23 protein-coding genes are annotated in these 24,315 nt (G+C 70.4%); 19 read left to right on the top strand and 4 right to left on the bottom strand.

Going from position 1 to position 24,315, the window contains the following annotated elements; all coding sequences use genetic code 11:
* Positions 1-137 precede the first annotated feature (137 nt).
* Positions 138-758: a hypothetical protein gene (locus OHS59_RS41645; RefSeq protein WP_328498519.1), complete on the top strand. Its 621-nt coding sequence runs from the start codon at positions 138-140 to the stop codon at positions 756-758.
* 120 nt (positions 759-878) lie between these two features.
* Here the strand turns inward: OHS59_RS41645 and OHS59_RS41640 are convergent, their stop codons facing one another.
* On the bottom strand, positions 879-1,430 hold the full coding sequence (locus OHS59_RS41640; RefSeq protein ID WP_328498518.1) for a GNAT family N-acetyltransferase: 552 nt from the start codon (positions 1,428-1,430) through the stop codon (positions 879-881).
* 78 nt (positions 1,431-1,508) lie between these two features.
* Between OHS59_RS41640 and ligA the strand changes: the two genes are divergently transcribed.
* The 5 genes from ligA to OHS59_RS41615 all read left to right on the top strand — a co-directional run bounded on the left by ligA (position 1,509) and on the right by OHS59_RS41615 (position 6,907).
* Positions 1,509-3,656 (top strand): NAD-dependent DNA ligase LigA, encoded by a 2,148-nt coding sequence (ligA, locus tag OHS59_RS41635; protein ID WP_328498517.1) that lies wholly within the window; start codon positions 1,509-1,511, stop codon positions 3,654-3,656.
* Between the two features lie 111 nt (positions 3,657-3,767).
* Positions 3,768-4,385 (top strand): hypothetical protein, encoded by a 618-nt coding sequence (locus tag OHS59_RS41630; RefSeq protein ID WP_328498516.1) that lies wholly within the window; start codon positions 3,768-3,770, stop codon positions 4,383-4,385.
* 166 nt (positions 4,386-4,551) lie between these two features.
* On the top strand, positions 4,552-4,698 hold the full coding sequence (locus OHS59_RS41625; protein WP_328498515.1) for a hypothetical protein: 147 nt from the start codon (positions 4,552-4,554) through the stop codon (positions 4,696-4,698).
* 458 nt (positions 4,699-5,156) lie between these two features.
* The gene (locus OHS59_RS41620; RefSeq protein ID WP_328498514.1) at positions 5,157-5,597 is read left to right on the top strand and encodes a hypothetical protein; all 441 of its coding nucleotides are present in this window, start codon (positions 5,157-5,159) and stop codon (positions 5,595-5,597) included.
* A 317-nt stretch (positions 5,598-5,914) separates the two neighbouring features.
* Positions 5,915-6,907 (top strand): endonuclease/exonuclease/phosphatase family protein, encoded by a 993-nt coding sequence (locus OHS59_RS41615; RefSeq protein WP_443061680.1) that lies wholly within the window; start codon positions 5,915-5,917, stop codon positions 6,905-6,907.
* 21 nt (positions 6,908-6,928) lie between these two features.
* On the opposite strand, the gene OHS59_RS41610 is transcribed toward OHS59_RS41615, so the two are convergent.
* On the bottom strand, positions 6,929-7,966 hold the full coding sequence (locus OHS59_RS41610) for a DUF6745 domain-containing protein (RefSeq protein ID WP_328498512.1): 1,038 nt from the start codon (positions 7,964-7,966) through the stop codon (positions 6,929-6,931).
* 204 nt (positions 7,967-8,170) lie between these two features.
* Positions 8,171-8,497, bottom strand: coding sequence for a hypothetical protein (locus OHS59_RS41605; protein WP_328498511.1), 327 nt, complete (start codon positions 8,495-8,497; stop codon positions 8,171-8,173).
* 325 nt (positions 8,498-8,822) lie between these two features.
* On the opposite strand from OHS59_RS41605, the gene OHS59_RS41600 reads away from it, so the two are divergent.
* The 11 genes from OHS59_RS41600 to OHS59_RS41550 all read left to right on the top strand — a co-directional run bounded on the left by OHS59_RS41600 (position 8,823) and on the right by OHS59_RS41550 (position 19,517).
* Positions 8,823-9,791, top strand: a complete 969-nt coding sequence (locus OHS59_RS41600) for an STM4015 family protein (protein WP_328498510.1) — start codon at positions 8,823-8,825, stop codon at positions 9,789-9,791.
* Between the two features lie 36 nt (positions 9,792-9,827).
* The gene (locus OHS59_RS41595; protein WP_328498509.1) at positions 9,828-11,024 is read left to right on the top strand and encodes an STM4014 family protein; all 1,197 of its coding nucleotides are present in this window, start codon (positions 9,828-9,830) and stop codon (positions 11,022-11,024) included.
* Between the two features lie 148 nt (positions 11,025-11,172).
* Complete coding sequence (locus OHS59_RS41590) at positions 11,173-11,979, top strand: STM4013/SEN3800 family hydrolase (RefSeq protein ID WP_328499565.1); 807 nt, start codon at positions 11,173-11,175, stop codon at positions 11,977-11,979.
* The gene (locus tag OHS59_RS41585) at positions 11,976-13,394 is read left to right on the top strand and encodes an STM4012 family radical SAM protein (RefSeq protein WP_328498508.1); all 1,419 of its coding nucleotides are present in this window, start codon (positions 11,976-11,978) and stop codon (positions 13,392-13,394) included. Before OHS59_RS41590 ends, OHS59_RS41585 begins: the two co-directional genes overlap by 4 nt.
* A gap of 6 nt (positions 13,395-13,400) precedes the next feature.
* Positions 13,401-14,291, top strand: coding sequence for an STM4011 family radical SAM protein (locus OHS59_RS41580; RefSeq protein WP_328498507.1), 891 nt, complete (start codon positions 13,401-13,403; stop codon positions 14,289-14,291).
* A 161-nt stretch (positions 14,292-14,452) separates the two neighbouring features.
* Positions 14,453-14,941, top strand: coding sequence for a hypothetical protein (locus OHS59_RS41575; protein ID WP_328498506.1), 489 nt, complete (start codon positions 14,453-14,455; stop codon positions 14,939-14,941).
* A gap of 247 nt (positions 14,942-15,188) precedes the next feature.
* Positions 15,189-15,470, top strand: a complete 282-nt coding sequence (locus OHS59_RS41570; RefSeq protein ID WP_328498505.1) for a zinc-ribbon domain-containing protein — start codon at positions 15,189-15,191, stop codon at positions 15,468-15,470.
* A gap of 351 nt (positions 15,471-15,821) precedes the next feature.
* Complete coding sequence (locus tag OHS59_RS41565) at positions 15,822-16,883, top strand: glycoside hydrolase family 5 protein (RefSeq protein ID WP_328499564.1); 1,062 nt, start codon at positions 15,822-15,824, stop codon at positions 16,881-16,883.
* Between the two features lie 140 nt (positions 16,884-17,023).
* Positions 17,024-17,386: an STAS domain-containing protein gene (locus tag OHS59_RS41560; RefSeq protein ID WP_328498504.1), complete on the top strand. Its 363-nt coding sequence runs from the start codon at positions 17,024-17,026 to the stop codon at positions 17,384-17,386.
* Positions 17,383-18,309, top strand: coding sequence for a sensor histidine kinase (locus OHS59_RS41555; protein WP_328498503.1), 927 nt, complete (start codon positions 17,383-17,385; stop codon positions 18,307-18,309). The genes OHS59_RS41560 and OHS59_RS41555 overlap by 4 nt, the downstream gene beginning before the upstream one ends.
* A 170-nt stretch (positions 18,310-18,479) precedes the next feature.
* The gene (locus OHS59_RS41550) at positions 18,480-19,517 is read left to right on the top strand and encodes a YihY/virulence factor BrkB family protein (RefSeq protein WP_328498502.1); all 1,038 of its coding nucleotides are present in this window, start codon (positions 18,480-18,482) and stop codon (positions 19,515-19,517) included.
* Positions 19,518-19,594: 77 nt separating this feature from the next.
* Here the strand turns inward: OHS59_RS41550 and OHS59_RS41545 are convergent, their stop codons facing one another.
* Positions 19,595-20,842, bottom strand: coding sequence for an aminotransferase class V-fold PLP-dependent enzyme (locus tag OHS59_RS41545; protein ID WP_328498501.1), 1,248 nt, complete (start codon positions 20,840-20,842; stop codon positions 19,595-19,597).
* 331 nt (positions 20,843-21,173) lie between these two features.
* Here OHS59_RS41545 and OHS59_RS41540 point away from each other — a divergent pair, with 331 nt between their 5' ends.
* Both OHS59_RS41540 and OHS59_RS41535 read left to right on the top strand, forming a co-directional pair.
* Positions 21,174-21,917 carry a hypothetical protein gene (locus tag OHS59_RS41540; RefSeq protein ID WP_328498500.1) on the top strand — a complete coding sequence of 248 codons (744 nt, stop codon included), beginning with the start codon at positions 21,174-21,176 and terminating at the stop codon, positions 21,915-21,917.
* A gap of 114 nt (positions 21,918-22,031) precedes the next feature.
* Positions 22,032-24,176, top strand: coding sequence for an ATP-binding protein (locus OHS59_RS41535; RefSeq protein ID WP_443061589.1), 2,145 nt, complete (start codon positions 22,032-22,034; stop codon positions 24,174-24,176).
* Positions 24,177-24,315 lie beyond the last annotated feature (139 nt).

Genomic DNA, 24,315 nt, shown 5'->3' with positions numbered 1-24,315 from the left:
CTCTACACTGGCGCAAAGCGCGTAGGTGTGTCCTTCGGACGGACCAGCCCTGACAGACACCATCCCGCCCTCCACTCGCGCACGGACATGTCTTTTCCTTCTGCACATGTTCCGGCGGACCGAGAAAGGCTCCACACATGTCTGAGAACCAGATCTCCACCACCGAACTCACCTCGCAGTACGTCGCACAGGTGACGAGTGACCTTGAGCGCAACAGCAAGGAGCAGGAGCGCATCGCGGCGGACATCGCGGCACTGCAGGAGCAGTTGCTCGCCCTGCAGCACGACCACACGGTCCTGGTGAACATGCAGGAGGCGCTCGGCGGTGCGAGGCCGGCCACCGGAACCGCCAGGACCGTGCCCTCCGTGCCGAGTCAGGCCACCGCCCGGACCAAGCAGTCCAAGGAGGCCAAGCCGAAGAGGGCCGCTGCCACGGGCGCGAAGAAGACCGCGGCCAGGAAGACCGAGGCCAAGAAGCCCGCGGCGAAGGCGGCCAAGGCAACCACTCAGCCGAGCCTCGTCGACCTGATCCGCGGCCACCTCGAAGCGCAGACCGAGCCGCGCTCCGCCGCCGAGATCACCACGGCGCTCACCGCGGCCCACCCCGAGCGCACCATCAAGACGACCGTCGTGCGCACCACCCTGGAGAACCTGGTCGCCAGGAGCAGTGCCCACCGCAACAAGCAGGGCTCCTCGGTCTTCTACACGGCCACCACCGAGCCCGCCGCCGAGCCCGAGGCCGCCGCGGCGACCAGCTGATCCTTCCCGTCGGCGCCACTGCCCCCAGGCTGCCGGCACGCCGGCTGACGCCCGTTCGCGTACGCCATCGCGTGCCGGGGCCGCCGACGGCGCGGGGTCCGCTGCCGCTCACCTCACCGGTCAACCGGCCGGGTGCAGGTGGGCGAACTCGTCGGCGAGTACGCCCATGACGACTATGTCGTGGTGCTTGCCGGCGAAGAACACGTGGTCGCGCAGGCGCCCCTCCTCGACGAGACCGAGTCGGCGTTGCAGTGACAGCGACGCCTCGTTGTGTGCGAAGACCCGCGCTTCGCACTTGTGGAAGCGCCGCTCGGCGAACATGAAACGCAGCAGCGTCACCGCGGCCTCTGTCGCATATCCCCTGCGCCGGTGCTCCGCGCCCATGGTGATGCCGTACTCGAACCGGCCGGCACCCGCGTCCGCGTGCTGCGAACCGACGGCGCCGACCATCTCTCCCGTGTCGAGGGCCTCGATCGCCAGGGTGAAGACGTCGCCGTCGGGCCCGGCGACCGCCTGTTCCTTCGCCCGGACACGGTAGCCCTCGGCGGAGCGGGGAGGCTGCACCAGGTCTCCCAGCCGCTCCTCGTCCGCCGCGAAGCGCATGAGCGCGGTCCAGTCCTCGGGCTCGATACCGCGCAGCCGCACTCGTTCACCGGTCCAAAACGATGCCATCCCCCATTGGATCACGCGGTGTCCGGCGTCGGAGCCCGGTCCGGAGCCGTTGTCAGTGGTGGCGTGCAGGATGACCCCATGACCTCACCAGTTGCAGTGATCGTGGATGCCGTCGCCTACGCGCAGGCGGTCGAGGACGCCGTGAAGGCATCGGCCGGCTACTACACGGGCGGCACCTCGCCGATGGACGACGACACCTACGACCGCCTCGTGCGCGCCATCACCGCCTGGGAGGCTGAGCACCCCGACCAGGTGCTGCCCGGCTCGCCGACCGGAAAGGTCGCCGGTGGCGCGGTGGAGGGCGATGTGCCGCACACGGTGGCGATGCTCAGTCTGGACAACGTGTTCTCGGCCGACGAGTTCACCGCCTGGACGGCTTCGCTGGCCCGGCGCGTCGGCCACGACGTGGAGCGGTTCAGTGTCGAACCGAAGCTCGACGGCCTGGCCATCGCCGCCCGTTACACCGGTGGCCGTCTGGAGCGTCTGATCACCCGTGGGGACGGCACGGCCGGAGAGGACGTCTCGCACGCCATCGGCACCGTCGAGGGCCTTCCCGAGGTGCTGGCCGAGCCCGTCACGGTGGAGGTGCGCGGTGAAGTACTGATGACCACGGCGCAGTTCGAGCACGCCAACGAGGTGCGCACCGCACACGGCGGGCAGCCTTTCGCGAATCCGCGTGGCGCCTCGGCGGGCACCCTGAGAGCCAAGGAGCGCGCCTACACCGTGCCCATGACTTTCTTCGGGTACGGGCTGCTGCCGCTGCCCGACACTGACGCCGAGGTCGCCGGAGGGCTGCCCGAGCTGTCCCACAGCGAGCTGATGGGCCGCGCCGCCGAGCTGGGGGTGAACACCACCGCGGGCACCGCGGTGCCCGGCACCACCGCCGAGACGGCCGAGCAGGTCCTGGCACGGGTCCAGGAGATCGCCGCGCTGCGTGCCACGCTGCCGTTCGGCATCGACGGGATCGTCATCAAGGCGGACCTGGCCGCCGACCAGCAGACCGCCGGATCCGGTTCGCGCGCCCCGCGCTGGGCGATCGCCTACAAGCTGCCCGCGGTGGAGAAGATCACCCGGCTCCTCGAGGTCGAGTGGAACGTGGGCCGTACCGGCATCATCGCACCGCGCGCCGTCCTCGAACCGGTCGTCATCGACGGGGCCACCATCACCTACGCCACCCTCCACAACCCGGCCGACATCACCCGTCGCGACCTGCGCCTGGGCGACCACGTCATGGTCCACCGCGCCGGTGACGTCATTCCCCGCATCGAGGCCCCCGTCGCCCATCTGCGCACGGGTGAGGAACAGCCCATCGCCTTCCCCGAGGTGTGCCCGCGGTGCGGGAGCGACATCGACACCGGCGAGCAGCGCTGGCGCTGCGAGAACGGCCGCAACTGTCATCTGGTGGCCTCCCTCTCCTACGCCGTGGGCCGCGATCAGCTCGACATCGAGGGCCTGGGCCACACCCGCATCGTCCAGCTCGTCGAGGCGGGCCTGGTCGCCGATCTCGCGGATCTGTTCACCCTCACCCGCGACCAGCTCCTGAACCTGGAGCGGATGGGTGAGACGAGCACCGACAACCTCCTCGCGGCGCTCGGTACGGCCAAGGGGCGGCCTCTTTCGCGGGTGCTGTGCGCGCTGGGTGTACGGGGCACGGGACGGTCGATGTCCCGTCGCATCGCCCGGCACTTCGCCACGATGGACCACGTCCGCGCGGCCGACACCGCGGCGATGCAGCAGGTCGACGGCATCGGTACGGAGAAGGCCCCGTCCATCGTCGCCGAACTGGCCGAACTCGCCCCGCTCATCGACAAACTCGTCGCCGCCGGGGTGAACATGACCGAGCCCGGCGCCACTCCGCCGAGCGCGCCGACGGCCGGGGACTCCAAAGGCGCAGCGGAGAGCGCCCAGGGCTCCGAGGGCGGGGAGGGCGTCTCGGAGGGGTCGGCGCCCGCGGGCGGGCCGCTCACCGGGATGACGGTGGTCGTGACCGGCGCGATGACCGGCGCACTGGAGAAGCTCAGCCGCAACCAGATGAACGAACTCATCGAACGTGCCGGAGGCCGCTCCTCCTCCAGCGTCTCCAAGAAGACCACCCTGGTGGTGGCCGGAGAGGGCGCCGGATCCAAGCGCGCCAAGGCCGAGACCCTCGGTATCCGGCTGGCCACCCCCGACGAGTTCGCCGCGCTCGTCACCGACCACCTCGAACAGCCTGCTGAACAGCCCTGAACGGCGTGCCCTGCGGACCCGGCGGCCTCGACCGGGGCCGCTGGCGCGGGACCGGGCCGCCGTGACAGGCTCTGCGTCGCTCGTGAACAGGCTGTTGGTGAGGGGAAATCCGTGGACACGCAGACGTGGGACGCGCTGGTCGCATCGATGAAGAACGCGTACACCGCGGATCTGGCCGAGGGGAGGGCGCCCCGCCCGGTCATCATGCCGCTGGTACGCGGTGAACTGGTCGGGCTCGTCTGGCTACGTCCCGCCGAGGCCGGCGAGGACGCCATGAGCGCGATCGTCGAGCTCTCGAACGTCGCCTCGGCGGCCGGCGCGGACGAGGTCGTCCTCGCCTGGGAGACCCAGGACGTCGCCACCGCGTGCAGGCTTCCGGTCGTCGGCCCGGCCCCCTGCCTGAACCTGGTGCACGCCACGAAGGACGGACACGTGCTGCATCAGCTCCCCTACACCCACCAGCCCGTGGACTCCTCTGCCGACGGTCACGGCGCCAACGGTGAGGGCGCCGACAGCCAGGGCGTCGATGGTCAGGGCGCGGCGGAGCCGGTGTGGCTCCCCGTCCCGGGACCGCAGCCCGGTGGCGACCTCGCCCCACCGGTCCAGGCCGCTCTCAAGTACTCCTTCACTCCCCTCGACCTCGACCACCCCTCCCCCTTCGGCGTCACCGTTCTCCTCATGGAGGACGACGGTTACACCGTGCACCTCACCGACACCTTCACCCCGTGACCGAGGGGTCGCGGGTGAGTAGGTCCTGGTGACGGCGCCGTCCCGCGGAGCGTCTCGGTCAGGTCCCGCGCAAGAGCGAAGGCCCATTTCTGTTGTTGTCTCCCCCGGCGGGGTATACGGAGCTGTGCACGGACCGCACCACCGCCCCCGCCACAGGAGTAGAGCCATGGCCGGCATCATGAACAAGATCAAGCAGTTCGCCAGGAGCCCGCAGGGACGGCGCACCATCGAGCAGGCTCGCCGCGCCTCGGCCGATCCGCGACGCCGAGCCCAGGCCAAGGGACTGCTGGGCAAGCTCCGCGGACGACGCTGACGCCGGTCGAGCGGCCCGTCCGCGACGGCAGTCGGATCGCGGCTGCCGGGCGGGCCTCCCGCACACCGACGTCCCCTCAACGCGAAGACCCCACCCGAAGAAACACGGGTGGGGTCTTTTTGAGCGCCGGGCAGGCCTTGCACCTGCATTTCCCCGCAGGAAGCGGGGCGTCTTTCCTTGGACCACCGACGCGAGACCGGGCCGTGGTTGGCGGCTCGCTCAAGATCGAGTCTACCAGCCTCCGCGGGTGGTTCGGCACACTCCGACGATCCTCATGTGCTGCCAGGTGTCTGCCGCCCGGGCAATCCACAAGTCCTCGGACAAAGCCGGAACATACGCGGATCCTGTCTGCGGATCGTGGACGAAAAGTGTGTGTTCGGGTGCTCGGTACGGGAGCGGTGTGAAGCTGTAGGACAGATTTCCCGTTTGCCGAACGCAGAGCCGGATACCCGGTGTTCATGGCTGGAGCGAACAACAAAACCACGAACGGACAGTCGCCCACCGCGCATGCGCGAGCGGCGAAGACCACCGTGACCGAAGGTGCCACGGCGCCCGCGAAGGAGTCACAGAAGGCCGCCACCGAGGCGGTGAAGAATGCCGGGGACGCTGCCGGGGCCGTCGGCCGTGGCAGCAGGGAAGCCCTGGTGAACCTCGGCGGGGCCGCCTCGCAGAAAGCCAAGGAGACGGCCAGGACGGTGCAGGGCACCGTTTCCACCGCCGCCCAGCAGACAGCCGGGAAGGCCGGCTTGGCCTGGACCCTCCTGAAGGCCAGGAAGGTCGTGGCCGCGGCCGCCGGCGCAGGGACCGCGACTGTGGTCCTCTGCTCCTACGCCGTGGGCCGGCGTGCCGGTCTGCGCAAGCGCGGCCCGCTCTCCCGTCTCAGTGGCGGCCGTCTCTGAGCAACAGGACGCCGCCAAGGCACCTGCTCGCAGGCCCGTCGTAGCTCTTCGCTCCGACGGGCCTGTCGGCGTGCGGCCACCCCACCCCCACCGGGTTCGTGGTGATCACGGCCGGAACCTGATCACCGCACGGTGCGTCGTTACCGGCACGTCGTGCTCATGGCCTGAGTCGTACTCATGGCTTGCGGTGCGGGCGGTTCCGGGACGGCTAGGGGTGGGACTTGGTGGAGCGGACAGCGAACGGCAGTGCGGCGACGGGGCGGCAGGCCGCGACGCCCCACCGATGGCGTCGACACCTCTCCTGGCGAATCCTCCCCCTGCGGCATTGGGGGCCGGACGCGGACGACGGGTCGGCATGGACGCGAGGGCGCGTGATCGCCGCGCTCGCCGTCCTGACCGCCGCCTTGTCGGCCTTCCACTCCGCCGTGCCCAATACGGTGGGCCGCCTCGGCAGCCTGCTGGAGACGTTCCTGCCCTGGCTCGGCCTGGCCGTACCCCTCCTGCTGGTCCTCGCCCTGCTGCGCCGCTCGGCCACCGCCATGGTGGTCCTGGTGCTGCCCGCGGCCGTCTGGGGGCAGATGTTCGGCGGACGGCTCCTGGCGGCGGACCGTGGTGCACACGACCTCACGGCGGTCCAGCACAACGTCAGTGACGTGAACTCCGATCCCGCGGGCACCGCTCTCGCCCTGACCGAGGCCGCACCGGATCTGATCGCCCTGGAAGAGCTGACACCCTCCGCGTTGCCGGCCTACGAGAAGGCCCTGGCATCGGACTACCCGTACCACGCCGTCGAAGGGACGGTCGGGCTGTGGTCGAGGCATCCGCTGTCGGCCGTACGGCCGGTGGACATCAAACCGGCCGGGATCGAGGAGGGGTGGAGCCGCGGGTTACGGTCCACGGCACGCACTCCGTGGGGTGACATCGCGGTGTACGTCGCCCATCTGCCCTCCGTGCGCCTCGGCTTGAGCGGTCTCGGTTCCGGCCGGCGGGACGAGAGCGCCGGGCTGCTGGGTGCGGCCATCGCCGCCGAGATGCTGGACAAGGTGATCCTGCTCGGTGACCTCAACAGCACCGTGGACGACCGAGGTCTGGATCCGGTGACCTCACGGATGGAGCCGGGGGACGCAGGGCGGGCCTTCGCCTTCAGCTGGCCCGCCTCCTTCCCTGTGTCCCGGATCGACCACGTCATGGCCCGCTCGGCAACCGTGACGAACGTGCGGACCCTGCCCGCCACCGGCAGCGACCACCTCCCCGTCGCCGTCGACATCAGGCTTGAGCGCGACTCCGACGGCTCGCCTCCGGCTCCCTGACCCGCACGGCCGCCGCGCCTCCTACGTCTGCTGCAGCGGCTCGTACGCCTCCGCACCGACGCCGAACGTCCAGGCCACGCCCTCGCGGGCCGTGCGGGTCGACGGCGGCACCCGCAGCCAGTAGGTGCGGCTCGTACCGTCCGGTTCCGGTGTGGAATTGACGACCTCGACCATCACCACGTCCTCGTCACCGACGAGTTGGACCCGCCAGAGCACCCCCGTCTCGTCTCTGTGCACGGGGACCGCGCCGGACTCGTCCAGGTAGCGGTCGTAGCCGTAGTGCTCCAGCATCACGCGGCGCAGCTCCGCGTTCTCCTCGCCGCGGATCCGCTCGGGAGTCAGCGTGGTCAGTTCGTCGAGGAAGTCACGCGGAACGGGCATTCCCCGCCACGCGTACAGCTCGAACCCGTCCGCGTAGCCGAGAGCCGGACCGTCGCCGCGGTCCAGGCGTCCGGCTTCGTCACGATGCAGGGTCAGGGGGCGTTCACTGACGATCGCCACCTTCTCGTAGGGCCACCACCAGCCCGCGTGGCGCGCCACCGCGCCCAGGCCGGCCAGAGGGCCCTCGTCCCCGGAGTCGAACGCGCACAGCCAGGCCGCGTCGTGTTGCCCCAGTGCCGCGTCCAGAAGGAGCAGGCGGACCTGTGTCTCCTCCCGCCGGTCGCCGGCGAGTTCGTCGACGATTCCCGCCCGCACGCGGTCGACCAGGATGCGGGTGGACTCCCACAGGCCCGCTCCCGTGGCACGCCAATGGCCGCTCCAGCCCTCCGGACCCAGCTCCCCGTGCAGCCGTGCCCGCTCTGCGGCCCAGGGCGCGCCCAGCACGGCGTCGCGGACACTCGCCCCGAAGGTGTCCTGCTCCGTGCTGTCCGGAGAGCCGTCCGGACGCGCCGCCGCCATGAGCGTCCGTACCGCCTCGCGGGGTGAGCGGGTCCACACGATGCGGTCCGGTTCGGCCAGGCCCGCCCGTCGGTAGGCGAGTCGTACGCCCTCCTCTGCCGCCGCCCGGTCCCCCGGCCCCGTGGCCGCCGCCGTCGTCCGCCAACTGCCCTGGTCCATCAACGCCGTTCCTCTCCCCGATTGCTGTCATTGCAGTCATTGCTGCGTCGGGCCGCGTCTCGTGCCGCCCGGCCCTGGCATTCCGTCCGTCCGCCCCTGCACTGTGTGCCTCTGAGCGGTCCGCCCCTGCGCTGCGCGCCCTGGAGTGCGCGTCGCGCATCAGTCGTCAGCCGTCGTCAGTCGTCAGTCGTCAGTCGTCAGTCGTCAGTCGGCGACTATGCGTACCGAACCCGGCACGTACTCCCGTTGCCGGATCACCCGGTACCAGCCCTTCGGGAGCGAGATCGCCGCGTGTTCCTCGTGGACGACGCGGGCTCCGTCCGGCACGTGCAGCAGCATCGGCCCGAACAGGCCGGCCTCGCGGACGAGCCGTCCCGGACCGACCACCGCGTGGGCGTGACCGGTGACTTCGCCGAGTGCCAGGACGAGCCTGCCGCGGCCGTCGCGAGGTTCGGACGCCGCGTCGGTCGCGTGCTCCGGCACCGCGCTCTCGTCCAGCGCCACGATCAGGACGTCTCCTTGCCGGTACATGGGTCTCCTCCCGTTGCGGCACACCGTGTGCCATGGGAAGGACCGTAGAGGCGGGCACTGACAATCGCCCTCACCCGCAGGTCACATGGCCTGTGCGGTGCGAGTCACGTGCTCTGTGCGGTGCGCGGGGCGCCGCCTCCGGCCGTGTGCCGAACGGCAGTCGGACGGCAGTCGGACAGCCGTCGGATCCCGCAGGAGGACCCCTGTCCCACGCGTTGTCAGTGGGGCTTGGTAGAACTCCGGTACCTGGATGCGGTCGGCGCGCGCCGGGATGAGGGCCCACGACTGCCGATCCACGGACTTCAGCACGAAGGAGCAGGCGCGCATGACCATCGGTGACCACTTCAAGGAGTTCCACGGCCTGCCGGCCTTCAGTTTCCCGGGCATCGACGAGCCGGCACCCGACGCGTCCTCACTTCCGTCGCCCGAGTCCGTGGCCTGGCACATCGCGGTGAACTCCTACGACTCCGACGAGCAGTGGGAAGAGGCCTTCGGCCGTTTCCTGGCGGCCGTCGACACCGAGCGGGTGCGGGCGATCGTCGTGGGCGCGTGGAGCGATGTGTACGAGTCCGCCCCCGACGAGGTGGTCCAGGCGCTGGTCGCGGCCCGCGACCGGCTGCCCGCCCTGCGCGGCCTGTTCGTCGGCGACATCGTGATGGAGGAGGCGGAGATCTCCTGGATCACGCAGGGCGACATGGGTCCGCTCCTCGAAGCCTTCCCCGGTCTGGAGGAGTTCGGGGTCCGCGGCGGCAACGGACTGGTCTTCCCCGCCGTCCGCCACGAGCGGCTGCGCAAGCTGAGCGTCGAGACCGGCGGTATGCCCGTCGGGGCGGTGCGCGGTATCGCCGCCAGTGACCTGCCCGCCCTCGTCGAACTCGACCTGTGGCTGGGCACGTCCGAGTACGGCGGGGACGCCGACATCGCCGACCTCGAACCCTTCTTCGCGGGCACCAGGCTGCCCTCTCTCAGGAAACTCGCCCTGCACAACAGCGAGATCCAGGACGCCATCTGCTCGGCCCTCGCGTCCGCCCCCGTGGTGGCGCGCCTGGAGGAGCTCGACGTCTCGATGGGAGTGCTCACCGACGACGGCGCGACGGCCCTGCTGACCGGCCAGCCGTTGACGCACCTCAAGAACCTCGACCTCCACCACAACTACCTCAGCCCCGGCCTGCGCACACGGCTGCTGGAGACCCTCGAACCCGCGGGCGTGAGCGTCGACACCGACGTGGACGACGCCGAGGCCGACGAGGACGACGACGGCGAGGTCTGGCGTTTCGTCGCGGTGGGCGAGTAGCGCGCCGCGAATTCCGGACCGAGGAGGGGGAGCGGCATGCGCCGTACGGGATCGGCGGACGCACCGTCGAAGTGGGTGGTCGTCGCCAACGGGGACAACCGCAGGGTGGGCCTGTTCCGCACGGCCGCCGAGGCCGCCGGGCACGGCACACCCCGGGTCGTCGAGTGGCATGACGTACTGCGCCACGGCGGACACGAGTTCGCCGACGACGAGATCGTCCGCCTCGACTCCCCCGGTGAGGACGCCGACGTGGACGCCGTGCTGCGCGGTGTCGACGACCCGACACGGGTGGAGGGTTCCGCGCGCTGGTACGCGCGGTTCCTGGACTGCGTGGCCTCGCTGCGTGGTGGCCTGCGCCTCGACGACCCGGCGGATCTGGCCGTGATGTTCGACAAACGGCTGTGTCACGACCGGCTCGCGCGCGCGGACGTGCCGGTGCCGCCGTCCCCCACGTCCGGCGGCCTCGCGCAGATCCGGGGATGGGCGGACGTACGGGATGTCATGGAGGCGGCCGGTATGCGGCGCGTCTTCGTCAAACTCGCGCACGGCTCGTCCGCCTCCGGTGTCCTGGCCGTCGAGACCACCGCTTCGGGCCGGATCCGTGCGACGACGTCGGTGGAGCGCGGCGAGGGCGGTCGCCTGTACAACTCGCTGCGGGTTCGCCGTTACACGACGGAGGCGGAGATCGCCGCGATCGTCGACACCCTGGCTCCCGACGGGCTGCATGTCGAACGGTGGCTGCCGAAGGCCTCACTCGGCGGCCGGTCGGCCGATCTGCGCATCGTGGTCGTGGGTGGCCGGGCCACCCATGCCGTGGTCCGCACCAGCCGCTCTCCCCTGACCAATCTTCATCTCGGCGGGATGCGCGGCGATCTGGCGGCCGTGCGCGCACTGGCGGGCGACCGGTGGGCCACGGCCGTCGAGGCGAGTGAGCAGGCCGCTGCCTGCTTCCCGGGCACGCTGTGCGTCGGCGTCGACCTGCTGCCCGCCATCGGCTGGCGCCGCTTCGCCGTGGGCGAGGTCAACGCGTTCGGCGACCTGCTCCCCCGCCTCACCGGCCTGCCGGGCAGCGGGGCGGAGGGACTGGACACGTACGCGGCACAGATAGCCGCGGCCGGTTCCTTCTGCCGCGATCTCTCCCCCGGCCCCTCCACACCGTCCCGGGAGCCCGGCCCGCCCGTTTCACCGCACGACCCGCACGACCTGCCAAGGACAGCCCATGCCACAGCCTGAGCCCGACCCCGTACCGCCCGCGGCCGACCGCCCTCCCGACACGACCACCGGCGTCGGCACCGGCACCGGCGTAGGCACGGTCGACACCACCGGCACCACCGCCATGCCCAGCACCACCGGCAACACTGGCAGCACCGGTACGCCGGACATGAACGAGGTGGTGGGGCGGGACGATCTGCTCCTCCTCACCCTGGACACGCTCCGCCACGACGTGGCGGTCGAGCTCGCGGCGGCCGGCCGGCTGCCCAACCTCAGCACCCATCTCCCGGGCGGCGCCTGGGAGAAGCGGCACGCGCCGGGGAACTTCACCTACGCCTCCCACCAGGCGATGTTCGCGGGCTTCCTCCCCACGCCCGCCGGGCCCGGACCGCATCCGCGCCTGTTCGCGGCCCGGTTCGCGGGCAGCGAGACGACGGCGGACGGCACGTTCGTCTTCGAGACCCCGGACCTCGTGTCCGCCCTGGCGGCGCGCGGCTACCGCACGGTGTGCATCGGCGGCGTCGGCTTCTTCAACAAGCAGGGCGCCCTGGGCGACGTGCTGCCCGGCTACTTCCAGGAGAGCCACTGGGAGCCGGAGTTCTCCGTGGCCTCTCCGACCTCCTTCGAGGCGCAGGTGGCACGGGCCGAGAAGACGGTCGCCGAACTCCCGGCGGAGCAGCGGCTGTTCCTCTTTCTGAACGCCTCCGCCCTGCACCAGCCGAACTGGTTCCATCTCCCCGGCGCGACCCGTGAGACGGGCGACAGCCGCCGCACCCACGCCGCTGCGCTGGAGTACATCGACCGTCATGTGGGGCGGCTGTTCAGCGCGATGAGTTCGCGCCGCCGCTGCTTCGCGATCGTCTGCTCCGACCACGGCACCGCCTACGGGGACGACGGCTACACCGGCCACCGCCTCGGCCACGAATCCGTGTGGACCGTGCCCTACGGCCACTTCTTCCTGGAGCCGCCCGCATGACCGTCACCTCCACGGGCACCTCCGCGGACACCACTACGACAGGCGCCACCACGGGTGCCACCGCGCCCAGTTCCGCGGGCACCTCCCTCGCTCCGCCGCGCCCCTACCAGAGCTATACGTACGCGTATCCGCACAAGACCGCCTACCGGCCGCTCGCCCCGGAACCGCGGCTCGCGGACCTGTGGGCCGGGGAGTCCCGGCAGGCGCTCTCGCTGTACCTGCACATCCCGTTCTGCGAGATCCGCTGCGGCTTCTGCAACCTCTTCACCCGTATCGGCGCGCCGGACGGGCTGACGGGCCGCTATCTGGACGCCGTGCGGCGTCAGGCCGCCGCCGTTCGCGAGGCCATGGGTGACGAGGAGCCGCCGCGTTTCGCCAACGCGGCGTTCGGCGGCGGCACTCCGACCTATCTGGAGGCCGCCGAGCTGGAGCGGCTGTGCGACATCGCCGAGCGGGAGATGGGCGTGGACCTGCGGGCCGTACCCCTGTCCGTGGAGGCATCACCGTCCACGGCCACGGCGGACCGGCTGGCGGTGCTGGCCGAGCGCGGCACCACCCGCCTGAGCCTCGGAGTGCAGAGCTTCGTCGAGGAGGAGTCCCGCGCCGCCGTACGACCCCAGCGCCGAAGCGACGTCGAGGCCGCGCTGACCCGCATCCGCGAGGCGGCCATCCCGGTCCTGAACATCGACCTGATCTACGGCATCGACGGCCAGACGGCGGCCAGTTGGCGGTACTCGCTCGACGCGGCCCTGTCCTGGCGCCCCGAGGAGATCTACCTCTACCCCCTCTACATACGTCCGCTCACCGGCCTCGGCCGCCACACCGACCGGCGGACGGCCGACCGGGAGTGGGACGAGGAGCGCCTGCGCCGCTACCGGGAGGGGCGCGACCACCTGCTCTCCCACGGCTACGAGCAGGTGTCGATGCGCATGTTCCGGCGGACGGACGCTCCGCCGCAGGGGCCGGACGACTACGCGTGCCAGACGGACGGCATGATCGGCCTGGGCTGCGGCGCCCGCTCGTACACCTCGCGGCTGCACTACTCCTTCGACTACGCGGTGTCGATGCGGGAGATCCGCGGCATCATCGACGACTACACCGCCACCGAGGACTTCTCGCACGCCCTGCACGGCAGGTGGGTCGACGAGGACGAGGCGCGGCGCCGGCATCTGCTGCAGTCGCTGCTCCAGGCGGAGGGCCTGACCGTCACCGACTACCGCCTGCGGTTCGGTACGGACCCCTTCGACGACTTCCCGGCGGAGCTGGACACCCTCGTCGCCCGCGGCTGGCTCGGCGGAGCCCGGCCGGAGCTGCTCCGTCTCTCCGCCGAGGGGCTCGCGCACTCGGACGCCATCGGCCCCGAGTTCTTCTCACCGGCCGTGCGCGAGGCCATGGCCGCCTACGAGACGAAGTGAGCGCCGGTGGACCTCACACTGCTGTATCGCGGACCCCTTTCCTCCTGCGACTACGACTGCCCCTACTGCCCGTTCGCGAAGCGGCGGGACTCCACCGCCCAACTGCGGGCCGATCGCACCGCACTTGAGCGCTTCACCGCCTGGGCGCACGAGCAGCGGGACGACAGTCTCTCGGTGCTGTTCACCCCGTGGGGCGAGGGGCTGGTGCGCTCCTGGTACCGCCGCGCCCTGGTGGACCTCTCGAACCAGCCGCACGTACAACGGGTCGCCATCCAGACCAATCTGAGCTGCCGGACCGACTGGCTGCGGGACGCGGACCTCGACACCGTCGCCCTGTGGTGCACCTATCACCCCGGCCAGACACCGTACGAACGCTTCCTGGCCAAGACCCACACGCTGGCCGGCCTCGGCGTCCGTTTCAGCGTCGGAATCGTCGGCGTGCCCGACCACCTGGAGCACGCGCGGCGGCTGCGCGTGGAACTGCCGTCGCACGTCTACCTGTGGGTGAACGCCGCCGAAGGACACACGTACACGGACGAACAGGCAGCCGAGTGGACGGAGTTGGACCCGCTCTTCCCGTTCAGCCGACACCCCCACCGCTCGGCGGGCATGCCGTGTCGCACCGGTGAGTCCGTCCTCTCGGTCGACGGTGAGGGCACGGTCCGCCGCTGCCATTTCGTCCGCACCGAACTTGGCAACCTCTACGACGGCTCCTACCGTGCCGCGCTCGGCCCCCGGCCCTGCCCCAAGGAGTTGTGCGACTGCCACATCGGGTACGTCCACCTGGAGACCCTGCCGCTGTACGACGTGTTCGCGGGCGGCATCCTGGAACGCGTTCCGCCCACCCTCCCCGACCGCCCGCTCCTGCCCCTCATATCCACAACTGGGCTCATCTGACGGCCGGTTGACTGCCGTTGCGTCAAGCATCACCCGTCGGCCGCCGCTGGCAGGATGTCACCGTTGACCCTTTTACGAGGCACATGACAGCGTCGGTCTGCCCCGGGCAGCGGAGTCCGGGGCGCAGACTCCGGGCACATCCACAGAGGGGACCGATCAGCATGGGCGGCAGACAGGTCACGTACGCGGCGGCACTCACAGCGGCCGTACTCTTCCTCGGCGTCTCGGGCACCGCGGCCTCGGCCGCGGCAGGACCGGCCTCGGCTCCGGCGCCCTCGACGGCGGCGCGGGTAGCGGCGGCGGAGGCGGTGTTCGGTCAGAGCAGCTTCACTCCGGAGGAGGAGGCCCACCTGCGCGAGGTGGCCGCCGCCATCTGGAACGCGGACCTGGCCGCCGGCTGGAACATGAACCCCGAGGTCGCCGACGTGCTCTCCACGGCGACCGGGGAGATCCTCCGGTGTTCCGAGGCCTTCGCCCTGGTGCCCCGGCCGGCAGGCTTCGTCCCGGGCGTCGGATACCTGCTCAGCTACTGGAAGAACCTCAAGGACTACTTCCTCGCCGTGAAGGACAACCGCACGTACCGGGCCTGTGTGGTGACCGCGGCGGCGAACTACCGGTCGGCGATCGAGATGGCCTCCATGGGCATCTGATCCACCACCTCGCTCGGCGGCCGGCCGCTCCACCCACCGGGCCGGCCGCTCCACCAACGGCCCCGGACGGCCCGGCCGCCGAGCGACACCCCACGAACACCGGGGCAACCAGCCGTACGGCTCCGCGGCAGCGGAAGTACCGTCACCGGGGAACACCGTCGTGCACGAGACTGTGACCGGTGAGCGCGCTTCTCCGCTCACCGGCACCGCGCCGCCGGAAACCGCTCGCCCCGAAAGGAACCACCGCATGATCATCTTCGGCACCAAGGGCTATCTCTACCAGCTGGCGATACTGACCCTGCTGTGCGGCCAGTGCGGCAACCCCGCCGCCCACACACTCAGCAAGCGCGTCACGAAGTTCACCCTGTTCTTCGTCCCGCTGTTCCCCGTCTCGACGAAGTACGCGACCCAGTGCACCTTCTGCGGCGTACAGCACAAGATCACGAAGGAGCAGGCGGAGCAGTTGCAGGTGCAGGCCGCAAGCGGCCAGACGCACGGGCAGCCGCAGCAGCAGCCCTACCAGGGCTGACCGGGGCCGCGAGGCGCCGGGCGACCGCCCCGGGCACCACGGCTCCGCGCTGTCGCCCCGGCTCGGGCAGGTTCCAACTCGCCCGCGCCGGACCGCCGTTCCGCCCGGATTCGCGGCAACAGATGTCACGCGTGAGAAACCTTGACGATCACTGCGGTGGGTGCCACGATTCCGGCGCCGCCATGTTTACGTAAACATGTCTGACGACCCAGCCCTGACCGACCATTCGGCCAGGGCTTCGGACGCCCGGTGTTTACGTAAACACCGCATGGCGTCCGGTGACGCAGACAGAAGCGGGGCGCACAGGCCCCATCACTGTGCCGAGCCGCCATCTCCTGAAAGGGCAAGATGATGCGCACAACCCCCGCCGGCCCACGCTTCACACCCCGGCTGCGCGCCGCCGCGGTGGCCTTTGCGCTCGCCGCGAGCAGTGGTACGGGCATCGCCGCCGCCCCTGCCGCCACCGCCGCCGCGCCGAGCATGGACACGACCCGGTTCAAGGGCGTGAACTGGGCCGATCCCCGCGACAACTTCGCCGACGATCCCGTCGTGCTCTCCGGCCTGTCGGCCTCGGACAGCTATGCCCGGACCTATACAAAGGCGTCCCGGGTGATCTCGGCGTTCCGCGCGAACCTCGGTGCCGACACCGTCCGGTTGCCCATCAACCCGTACACCGTCAACGGCTCGTACTGGAAGTCCTACCGCGGGGTCATCGACGCGGCGTCGGACAAGGGTTTCAAGGTGATCCTGTCCTACTGGGAGGGCACGGGTCCGCGCAAGGACGGCTTCATCGACGACACCACCACGTACTGGCCCATGTGGAACACCGTGGTCAAGGCGTACAAGGGCGACAAGCGCGTCTACTTCGAGCCGATGAACGAGCCGCACGGCTACACGGACACCGAGTGGGCCGACATAGCGGCGAAGTGGCTGGACACGTACCGGAACGTGCCCCGCAACCGGGTGTTCGTCAGCGGCGCCGGCTACAACGACCACGTCACGTCCGTCTGCGCCGACCCGCGCCTGAAGGGCACCTACCTGTCCTTGCACCACTACGGGTTCTGGAAGGAGTACGCCACCTACGACCAGTGGGTGGCCGACCTCAAGGTGCGCATCGGTGACTGCGCCAACCGGACCGTGGCGGACGAGTTCGGCTCCCCGATGACGACCGGCCTGGATTACGACAAGGCGACGCCCGACAGCAATTTCGTCAACTACCTGCAGGCCGTCACCGACACGTTCCGCGAGCTCAAGATGGGGTCCGTGTACTGGCCGGGCCTGCGCACCGACGACACGTACTCGCTGCAGACCCTGGTCGGCGACCCCGCCCGGCCCTGGCTGGCGACCACCAACCGGTCCGGCGCCGACCGGCTGTCCTGGGCCTGGGGACGCGGCAAGCCCGTCCGGCCCTGACCGCACCTCCACGGGACAGCGTTTCCGCGTTCCGGCGGCGGAGGGGCGCGGAATCGGATCTTCCGCGCCCCGGTGGCTCCACAGCGGTCCGGGAGAGGGAATACTGGGACGGCAACGACGACACTCCAGGGGTGGTCAGCGTGGACAGAGCGTGGGAGGTGGATCCGCCGGACGTGTCGTCGGCGCGGTCCACGGGCACCCTCCAGGTGCGCCCGTTGGCGGACCGTGCGGGCTGGCAGGCCGCGGGCGAGATCAGTCTGGCCACACGCACGGCCTGGGAGCGGGCGCTGGACCGGCTGGCTCTGGAGGACGTGGAGGTGTACCACTTGGAACTCTCGGCGGTCACCTTCGTCGATGTCGCCGGTGTGTCCGCCCTCGCGGTGGCGGCTCAAGGTCTTCCCGAAGGACGTCGCTTCATGATCGAACAGCCGCCTGCCGCCGTGGGACGGGTACTGGACATGTTCTGGCCCGACCTGCCGGGCGTCGAGGTGGTGGCGCGATGACAGCCCTGATCACCGAGTCGTTCGTGCATCCCGCCCTGTTCTACCGGGGCGACGAGGAGTACGTGGACGGCACCGTGCCGTTCATCCGTGACGGTCTGGCGGCCGGCGAACCGGTCGCGGTCGCCGTGCCCGGCCCGAAGCTGGACGTCCTCCGCTCCGCCCTGGGCGACGCGGCTGCGGACGTGCGCTTCATCGACATGACGCAGGTGGGACGCAATCCCGGCCGGATCATCCCCAGAGTGCTGCGGGTCTTCGCCGACGCCCACCCGAAGACGCGGGTACGGATCATCGGCGAGCCGATCTGGCCCGATCGCACCGGCGTGGAGTACCCGGCCTGCGCCCAGCACGAGGCACTGATCAACTCCGCGTTCGAGGGCCGGGACGCCACGATCCTGTGTCCGTACGACGAGGCGGGGCTCAGCGAGCAGGTACTGACCGACGCGTACGCGACCCATCCCGTCGTGATCACCGACGGCCGGCAGCGGAACAGCCCGTCCTACGCGCCCGAGCGGGTGGTCGAGCGGTACAACGAGCCCCTGCCGGTTCCGCAGGCGGCGGAGGGTCACGCCTTCGACGCGGACGCGCTGCCGACGGCCCGGCACTTCGTGGTCGAGCGAGCCGCCCGGTTCGGTCTGTCCGGCGTCCGGCTGGACGACCTGGCGCTGGTCGCGGCCGAGCTGACCACCAACAGCGTGGTGCACGGCGGCGGAACGGGCATCGTGCACATATGGGCCGAGGCCGGTCAGGTGGTGTGCCAGGTCCGCGACGAGGGGCATCTGAAGGATCCGCTCGCCGGACGGCGGCCCTCTCCGCCCGCCCAGCTCGGTGGCCGGGGCCTGCTGCTGGTGAACTACCTCACCGATCTCGTACGGGTCCACACGGGGCCCGACGGCACGGTGATCCGCTGTTACGTCGACTGCTGAGGGCTCCGCCCACGGGAGTGCGTGAGGGGGCGTGAAGGGGAGCCTCAACCGGGGGCTCCTGAGGTGCTTCTGCGAGTGCGGGTGCGTCGTGGCCGGCCGCGCGGTTCCCCGGGCCCCTTAAGGGTCGGCGCTCCGGGCATGGGCGGGGCGGGGCGGGATACCCGGCCGGTATGTCAAGGACACCGAAATCCGATCCCGACGTCACGACGCCGGGATCCGAGCAGCAGCAGGTCCCGGGCCCGGGAGAGCAGATCGAGGAGCGAGCGCCGGACAAGCTCACCGAGATGCCGAAGCGGTCCTGGCTGGCCGTTCTGAAAGGCACGGTCAAGGAGTTCAAGGACGACGAGCTCGCCGACAGGGCCGCGGCACTGACGTACTACGGCGTTCTCTCGCTGTTCCCGGCATTGCTGCTCCTGGTCTCGCTCCTGGGCATCGCGGGTAAGTCGGCGACCCAGGAGGTCCTGGACAATCTCAAGAAACTGACTCCCGGTTCGGCCCGGGACATCATCAGCGACGCGGTGACACAGCTGCAGGGCCGGGGCGGAATCGGCTCCCTCATGGCCGTGGTCGGTGTGGTCCTCGCCGTGTGGTCGGCCTCCGGTTACGTGGCGGCCTTCATCCGCTCCGCCAACGCCGTCTACGACATGCCCGAAGGGCGCCCTGTCTGGAAGGTGCTGCCCATCCGGGTGGGCGTGACCGTCGTACTCCTGGTGCTGACGGTGATCAGCGCGCTGATCGTGGTGTTCACCGGTGGCCTGGCCCGCCAGGCCGGCGGGGCGCTGGGGATCGGCGACACGGCGTTGACGGTGTGGTCGATCGCCAAATGGCCGGTGCTGATCGTCCTGGTCACGATCATGGTCGCCCTGCTCTACTGGGCGACCCCGAACGTGAAGGGCCGCGGCTTCAAGTGGATCACTCCCGGGAGCGTGCTGGCCCTGGTGATCTGGATGATCGCCTCGGCCGGGTTCGCGTTCTACGTGGCGAACTTCGGCTCGTACAACAAGACGTACGGCACGCTCGCCGGTGTCATCGTCTTCCTGGTCTGGCTGTGGATCAGCAACATCGCGATCCTGCTCGGGCTGGAGTTCGACTCCGAGATGGCCCGGCAGCGTGCCATCGCGGGCGGTCTGCCGGACACCGAGGAACCCTACGTCCCGCCCCGGGACACCCGCGCCTGGACCGACGAGGAGCAGCAGCGCATGGAATGAGGGCGCTCGCACGTCGTCATGAGGGCGCCCGCCCGTCGTCCGGCCGTGGACGCTGGTCGTCCGACCCCGCGCGCGAGTCATCCGGCCGTGCGCGCGAGTCTGGCGACGGCCTCCACGGCCCGGTCCAGTTCGGCCTCGGTGTTGTAGTAGTGCGGCGAGAGACGCACCAGCGGGTGGACGTCCCGCGTCTCCGTGTCGAACTGGGTGTGTTCGGGGACGGTCGTGCTCACGTTGATCCCCTGCCGTGCGAGCGCCGCGGCGACGTCCGCGGTGGGCACGGCGTCGACCCTCGCGGTCACGATGGCGCACCGGACCCGGCCGAGGTCGTACGTGGTGACGCCGGGCAAGGCGTCGAGCGCCTGCCGCAGATACGCGCCGAGGGCGGTGGCCCGCTCCCCGATCCGGTCAAGACCCAGGTCCAGGGCCTGGGTCACGGCCGCGTCCAGTCCCAGGACGTTGGCGTATCCCGCTTCCCATGACTCGAAACGCCGTGCGCCGGCGTGCCAGGTGAAGCCCCGTGCGCCGTCCCAGGTGGCCGCCTCGATGTCGCTGACGAAGGGGTCGAGGTATTCCAGGGCCTCGCGGCGCACCCACAGGAAGCCGGTGCCGCGGGGGCCCCGCAGGAACTTGCGGCCGGTGGCGGAGAGCATGTCGCAGCCGATCTCGGTGACATCGACGGGAAACTGCCCCACCGACTGCGTGGCGTCGAGCAGGAACGGCACCCCGGCGGCTCGCGCGATCCGGCCGATCTCCGCCGCCGGATTGACCAGGCCTCCGCTGGTGGGGATGTGGGTGACGCCGACGAGTTTCGTGCGCTCGTCGATCAGTCCGGCCAGCGCGCCGGTGTCGAGCTGGCCTAACTCGTCGTCGGGGACCACCACGACCTCGGCACCGGAACGCCTGGCGGTCTGCAGATAGGCCAGGACGCTGCTGCCGTACTCGGCCCGGCCGGTCAGGATGCGGTCGCCCGGCTTGAACGTCATCGAGTAGAAGGCGGCGTTCCACGCGTGCGTGGAGTTGTCGAAGAGCGCGATCTCCTCGGGCTGCCCGCCCACCAGCCGGGCGATGTTCGTGCGGGTGGCGTCGATGCGGTCCTGCTCCTGGCGGGCGGCCTCGTACCCGCCGATGTTCGCCTCCAGCTCCAGGTGGGTGGTCATCGTCCTGAGGGTCCGCCGGGAGAGCAGTCCGGCCCCGGCGTTGTTGAGGTGCACCCGGTTCGCCGTACCCGGGGTGTCCTCGCGGAGCGCCTCGATGTCCAAACCGGGTTCCACAGCGGGGTCCGAGCCCGGTTCCGTGCCGGTGTATCGCGTGCCGGTGAGTTCCATACAGGGGTGTTTCCATCCCCGCGAGGTTCGTACTCCTCACACATACACGCGTCCCGGCGGGCGCGAACTGCTTCCCATGTGCAACCAATACACTGCCCCGACGCGTCCGTCACAGCAGTCGCGAACCGGGGGAGCCGCAGAAATGAACGCCTGGAACCCACAGGGCCCACCACCGTACGACCCCTACGGTCGCAACGTGTCTCCCCCGCCGCAGGGTCCGTACCCGAACACACCACCGCAGCCGGGCGGTCATCCGCCGCACGCCCCTCACCCCTACCCTCCGGGGCCCGGTCACCCGTATCCCGGGCCGCCGCCCGCGCCGCGTGCGGGCATGCTCGGGAGGCTCTGGCGCACGGTGGGGCCCATCGCGATCGGGCGCAAGGTGTTCACCCCCTCGAGGCCGGACCGCGTGGACGACGCGGTGGTGGCCCGTATCCAGAAGATCCGCACCGTCGTCGGTCTGGCGGCCGTCCTGTGGGTGACGTTCTCCTACAAGATCGCCCGGTCGGCGGGTGACGTAGCGAGCGATCGCCTGAACCAGTCGTGGATCAACGTCCTCGTCCTGTCGATGACTTTCCCGGTGGTCGTCGGCGTGCTGATCGCCGTGGCCCGCCCGCCGGCTCGCCGGGAGTTGTTGCGCCGCACGGCCAAGCCGGTGGGGTCCGTGGTGGCGATCATCGCCGGGGTGGCCGTGTTCCCGGCGTCCGTGCTCAGCGGGCTGGTCGACGGGCGGCTGGCCACGAACGTCCCGATGACGGTGGTCACCGTGGTCGCCACGCTGCTCACGCTCGTCTGGGTCCTGCCTTTCGTCATCTACGGAATCGGCATGTCGCTCGTCCACGTCTTCCGCACGGCGGACATCCACGAGACGGTGCCGCCGCTGCTGGCGATGGTGCTGGTCTGGGAGATGGCCCTGGTGGACCTGTTCACCGGCGCCTACGAGACGCTGCCGGCGATCACCCGGATCGTGGTCATGCTCGGCGCCCCGCTCTCCGTCACGACGGTCGCCCTCTGGGAACAGCGACGCCTACGGGTCAACTACGGGCTGACGCTGCGGGGTGCGTTGATGCGTTGAGGCGTCGAGGCTCACTTGAATTCGTCCATCACCGGATCCGCGGATATCGATCACCGGCGCGGAAAGGATCCGTCGGAGGCATGGGTACCTACGTACATGGGGCGGAGGGCGCGAGTGCCGAGAGAGGGGCACGAGTCCCACAACGAGTTGCGTGGTGACGTGTACGGTTCCGTCGTCCAGGCGGGCTCCGTACACGGCGGTATCCACATAGGTGCGCGGACGAGTTCCATCCGTCAGACGCCCTGGCAGTTTCCCCCGCTCGTACGAGTCATCGACCGGTCCTCCGAACTGGCCGCGTTGGAGCGTCATCGCGCCCGCGCCGCAAGGGACGAACGGCCGGCACTGGCCGCGGTGAGCGGCCTGGGCGGAGTCGGCAAGACCACGATCGCGCTGAGATGGCTGCATACGTTGCGCCCTCAGTTTCCTGGCGGCCAACTCCACGCGGACCTGGGCGCTCAGTCGCCCGACGGACCTGAGCATCCGGCGGAGATACTCGCGCGTTTCCTACGAGCCCTGGGCGTTGCCGCGCAGGACGTCCCTACGGCGCTTGCCGAACGGTCGGCGCTGTACCGGTCACTGACCGCGGACCGTCGCCTGGTGGTGCTGCTCGACGACGCCGCGACGGCGGCCCAGGTCCGGCCGTTGCTGCCCGGGGGCAGCAACGTCACTGCGGTGACCAGCCGCAGGCGGCTGCCGGGACTGACCGTCGACGGCTGTTATCCCGTCCACCTGGAACCACTCGCCCTCGACTCGGCCGTCGAACTGCTCTCGGACACCCTCGCGGACGGGCGGGTGACCGAGGAGCCCGAAGACGCCCACGCCTTGGTCGAGTTGTGCGCAGGGCTTCCGCTGGCCGTCCGTGTCGCGGGTGCCCGACTAGCGGCGCATCCCGAGCGGAGTATCGGCACCATGGTCCGCTCACTGACTGCGGAACATCAGCGACTGGAGGTACTGGCCATAGACGGCGACCACAGCGTCCGAGCGGCGCTGGATCTGTCGTATCGGACGCTGCCGCCCTCGGTTGCCCGTCTCTACCGATTACTGGGGCTGCATCCCGGCCGGGAGTTCGATGCCTCGGTGGCCTCGGCGTTGCTCCCCACGGAGCGAGATGTGGAGCATGCGCTGGACGTGCTCCACGAAGCGAGCCTGCTCGTCAGTACCGCGGGAGGACGTCATCGCTTTCACGATCTCGTACGCGTGCACGCCGCCGCGAAGGCGCGAGAGGACGAATCACTGCAGGAGCGTGCCAAGGCCGTGCGCCGCATCGCCGATCACTACCTTGCGAGCGCCACGCGGGCTGAGGAGATCATCGATCCCCAGCACCGGACCATGGCCCGGGGCTACGGCTCAGGACCGGTGGTCATCGCCGATGTGGGAACCGGCACCGACACCGCGCTGGACTGGTTGGAGCGTGAGCTGCCCAATCTGATGGCCGTGATCCGTCAGGCCCGGACCGCCGGATTCCCGGCCGTCTGCTGGCAACTGGCCGACGCGTTGTGGCCGCTCTTCCTACGGCGGAAGTTCTACGAAGACTGGTGCGCCGCACACAGGGAGGGGCTGGCGGCGGCGCGGAACCTGGGGGACACGACGGCCGAATGCCGGATGCTGACCTCAGGCGGTGTCGGGGAACTCGGTGCCGGGGACCCCGACCGCGCCCTGGCCATGTTCGAACAGGCGGCACAGCTGTTCCTGGGGCACGGTGACCGGCTCGGTCACGCCCGCACGCTCAACTACCGCGGACTCGCCCTCCGACAACTCGGGCGCCCGGACGAGGCAGGGGCGTATTTTCTGCGCGCCGCCACGGAGCTGCCGAAGAACGGTGACGAGCGGGCCGGAGGGCTGGCCAGGCTCAACCTCGCCGATGTCGCGCTCGCCACCGGACAGGCCGAGGAAGTGGTCAGCCATGCCGGTGTCGCTCACGCCACGCTTCGGGATGCGGGCGACTCCTACAACGCCGCGCGTGCGACCACCCTCCTGGGCCGTGCGCATCTCGTTCTGGGCCAACTCGACCTGGCGGAGGAACTACTGTCGTCGGCACTGGCGACGCTGCGTGGCATGACGGCGAACTACGAGGTGGCCCGCGCCGTCGGCAGCCTGGCCGAGGTCTGCGAACGGCGCGGGCGGACACGCCTGGCCCGGAACCACTACCGGGAGGCGCTCGACCTCTATTCGTCCGTGGGCCGGTCGCGGTCGGATGACGCCGAAGCGGCCCGGCACCGGCTCCGGCGGTTGGAGCACGACGGTCCCGACGAGGCGTGAGTGCCCAGGACGCAGACCGCCGCGGAACCGAGAGCTGAGGCAGGCAGCCCGGCCACCAGACAGGAATGAGCCAGCGAGGCAACGGTTTCCCAGAACCCCTCCGGCTGTCCCGGTCCGCCGACTTCGACCTCGAGCACCC

This window comes from Streptomyces sp. NBC_00414 (assembly GCF_036038375.1).
Lineage (GTDB): Bacteria > Actinomycetota > Actinomycetes > Streptomycetales > Streptomycetaceae > Streptomyces.
The sequence above is the reverse complement of the archived record's forward strand: the minus strand, read 5'-3'. Positions and strand labels throughout refer to the sequence as shown.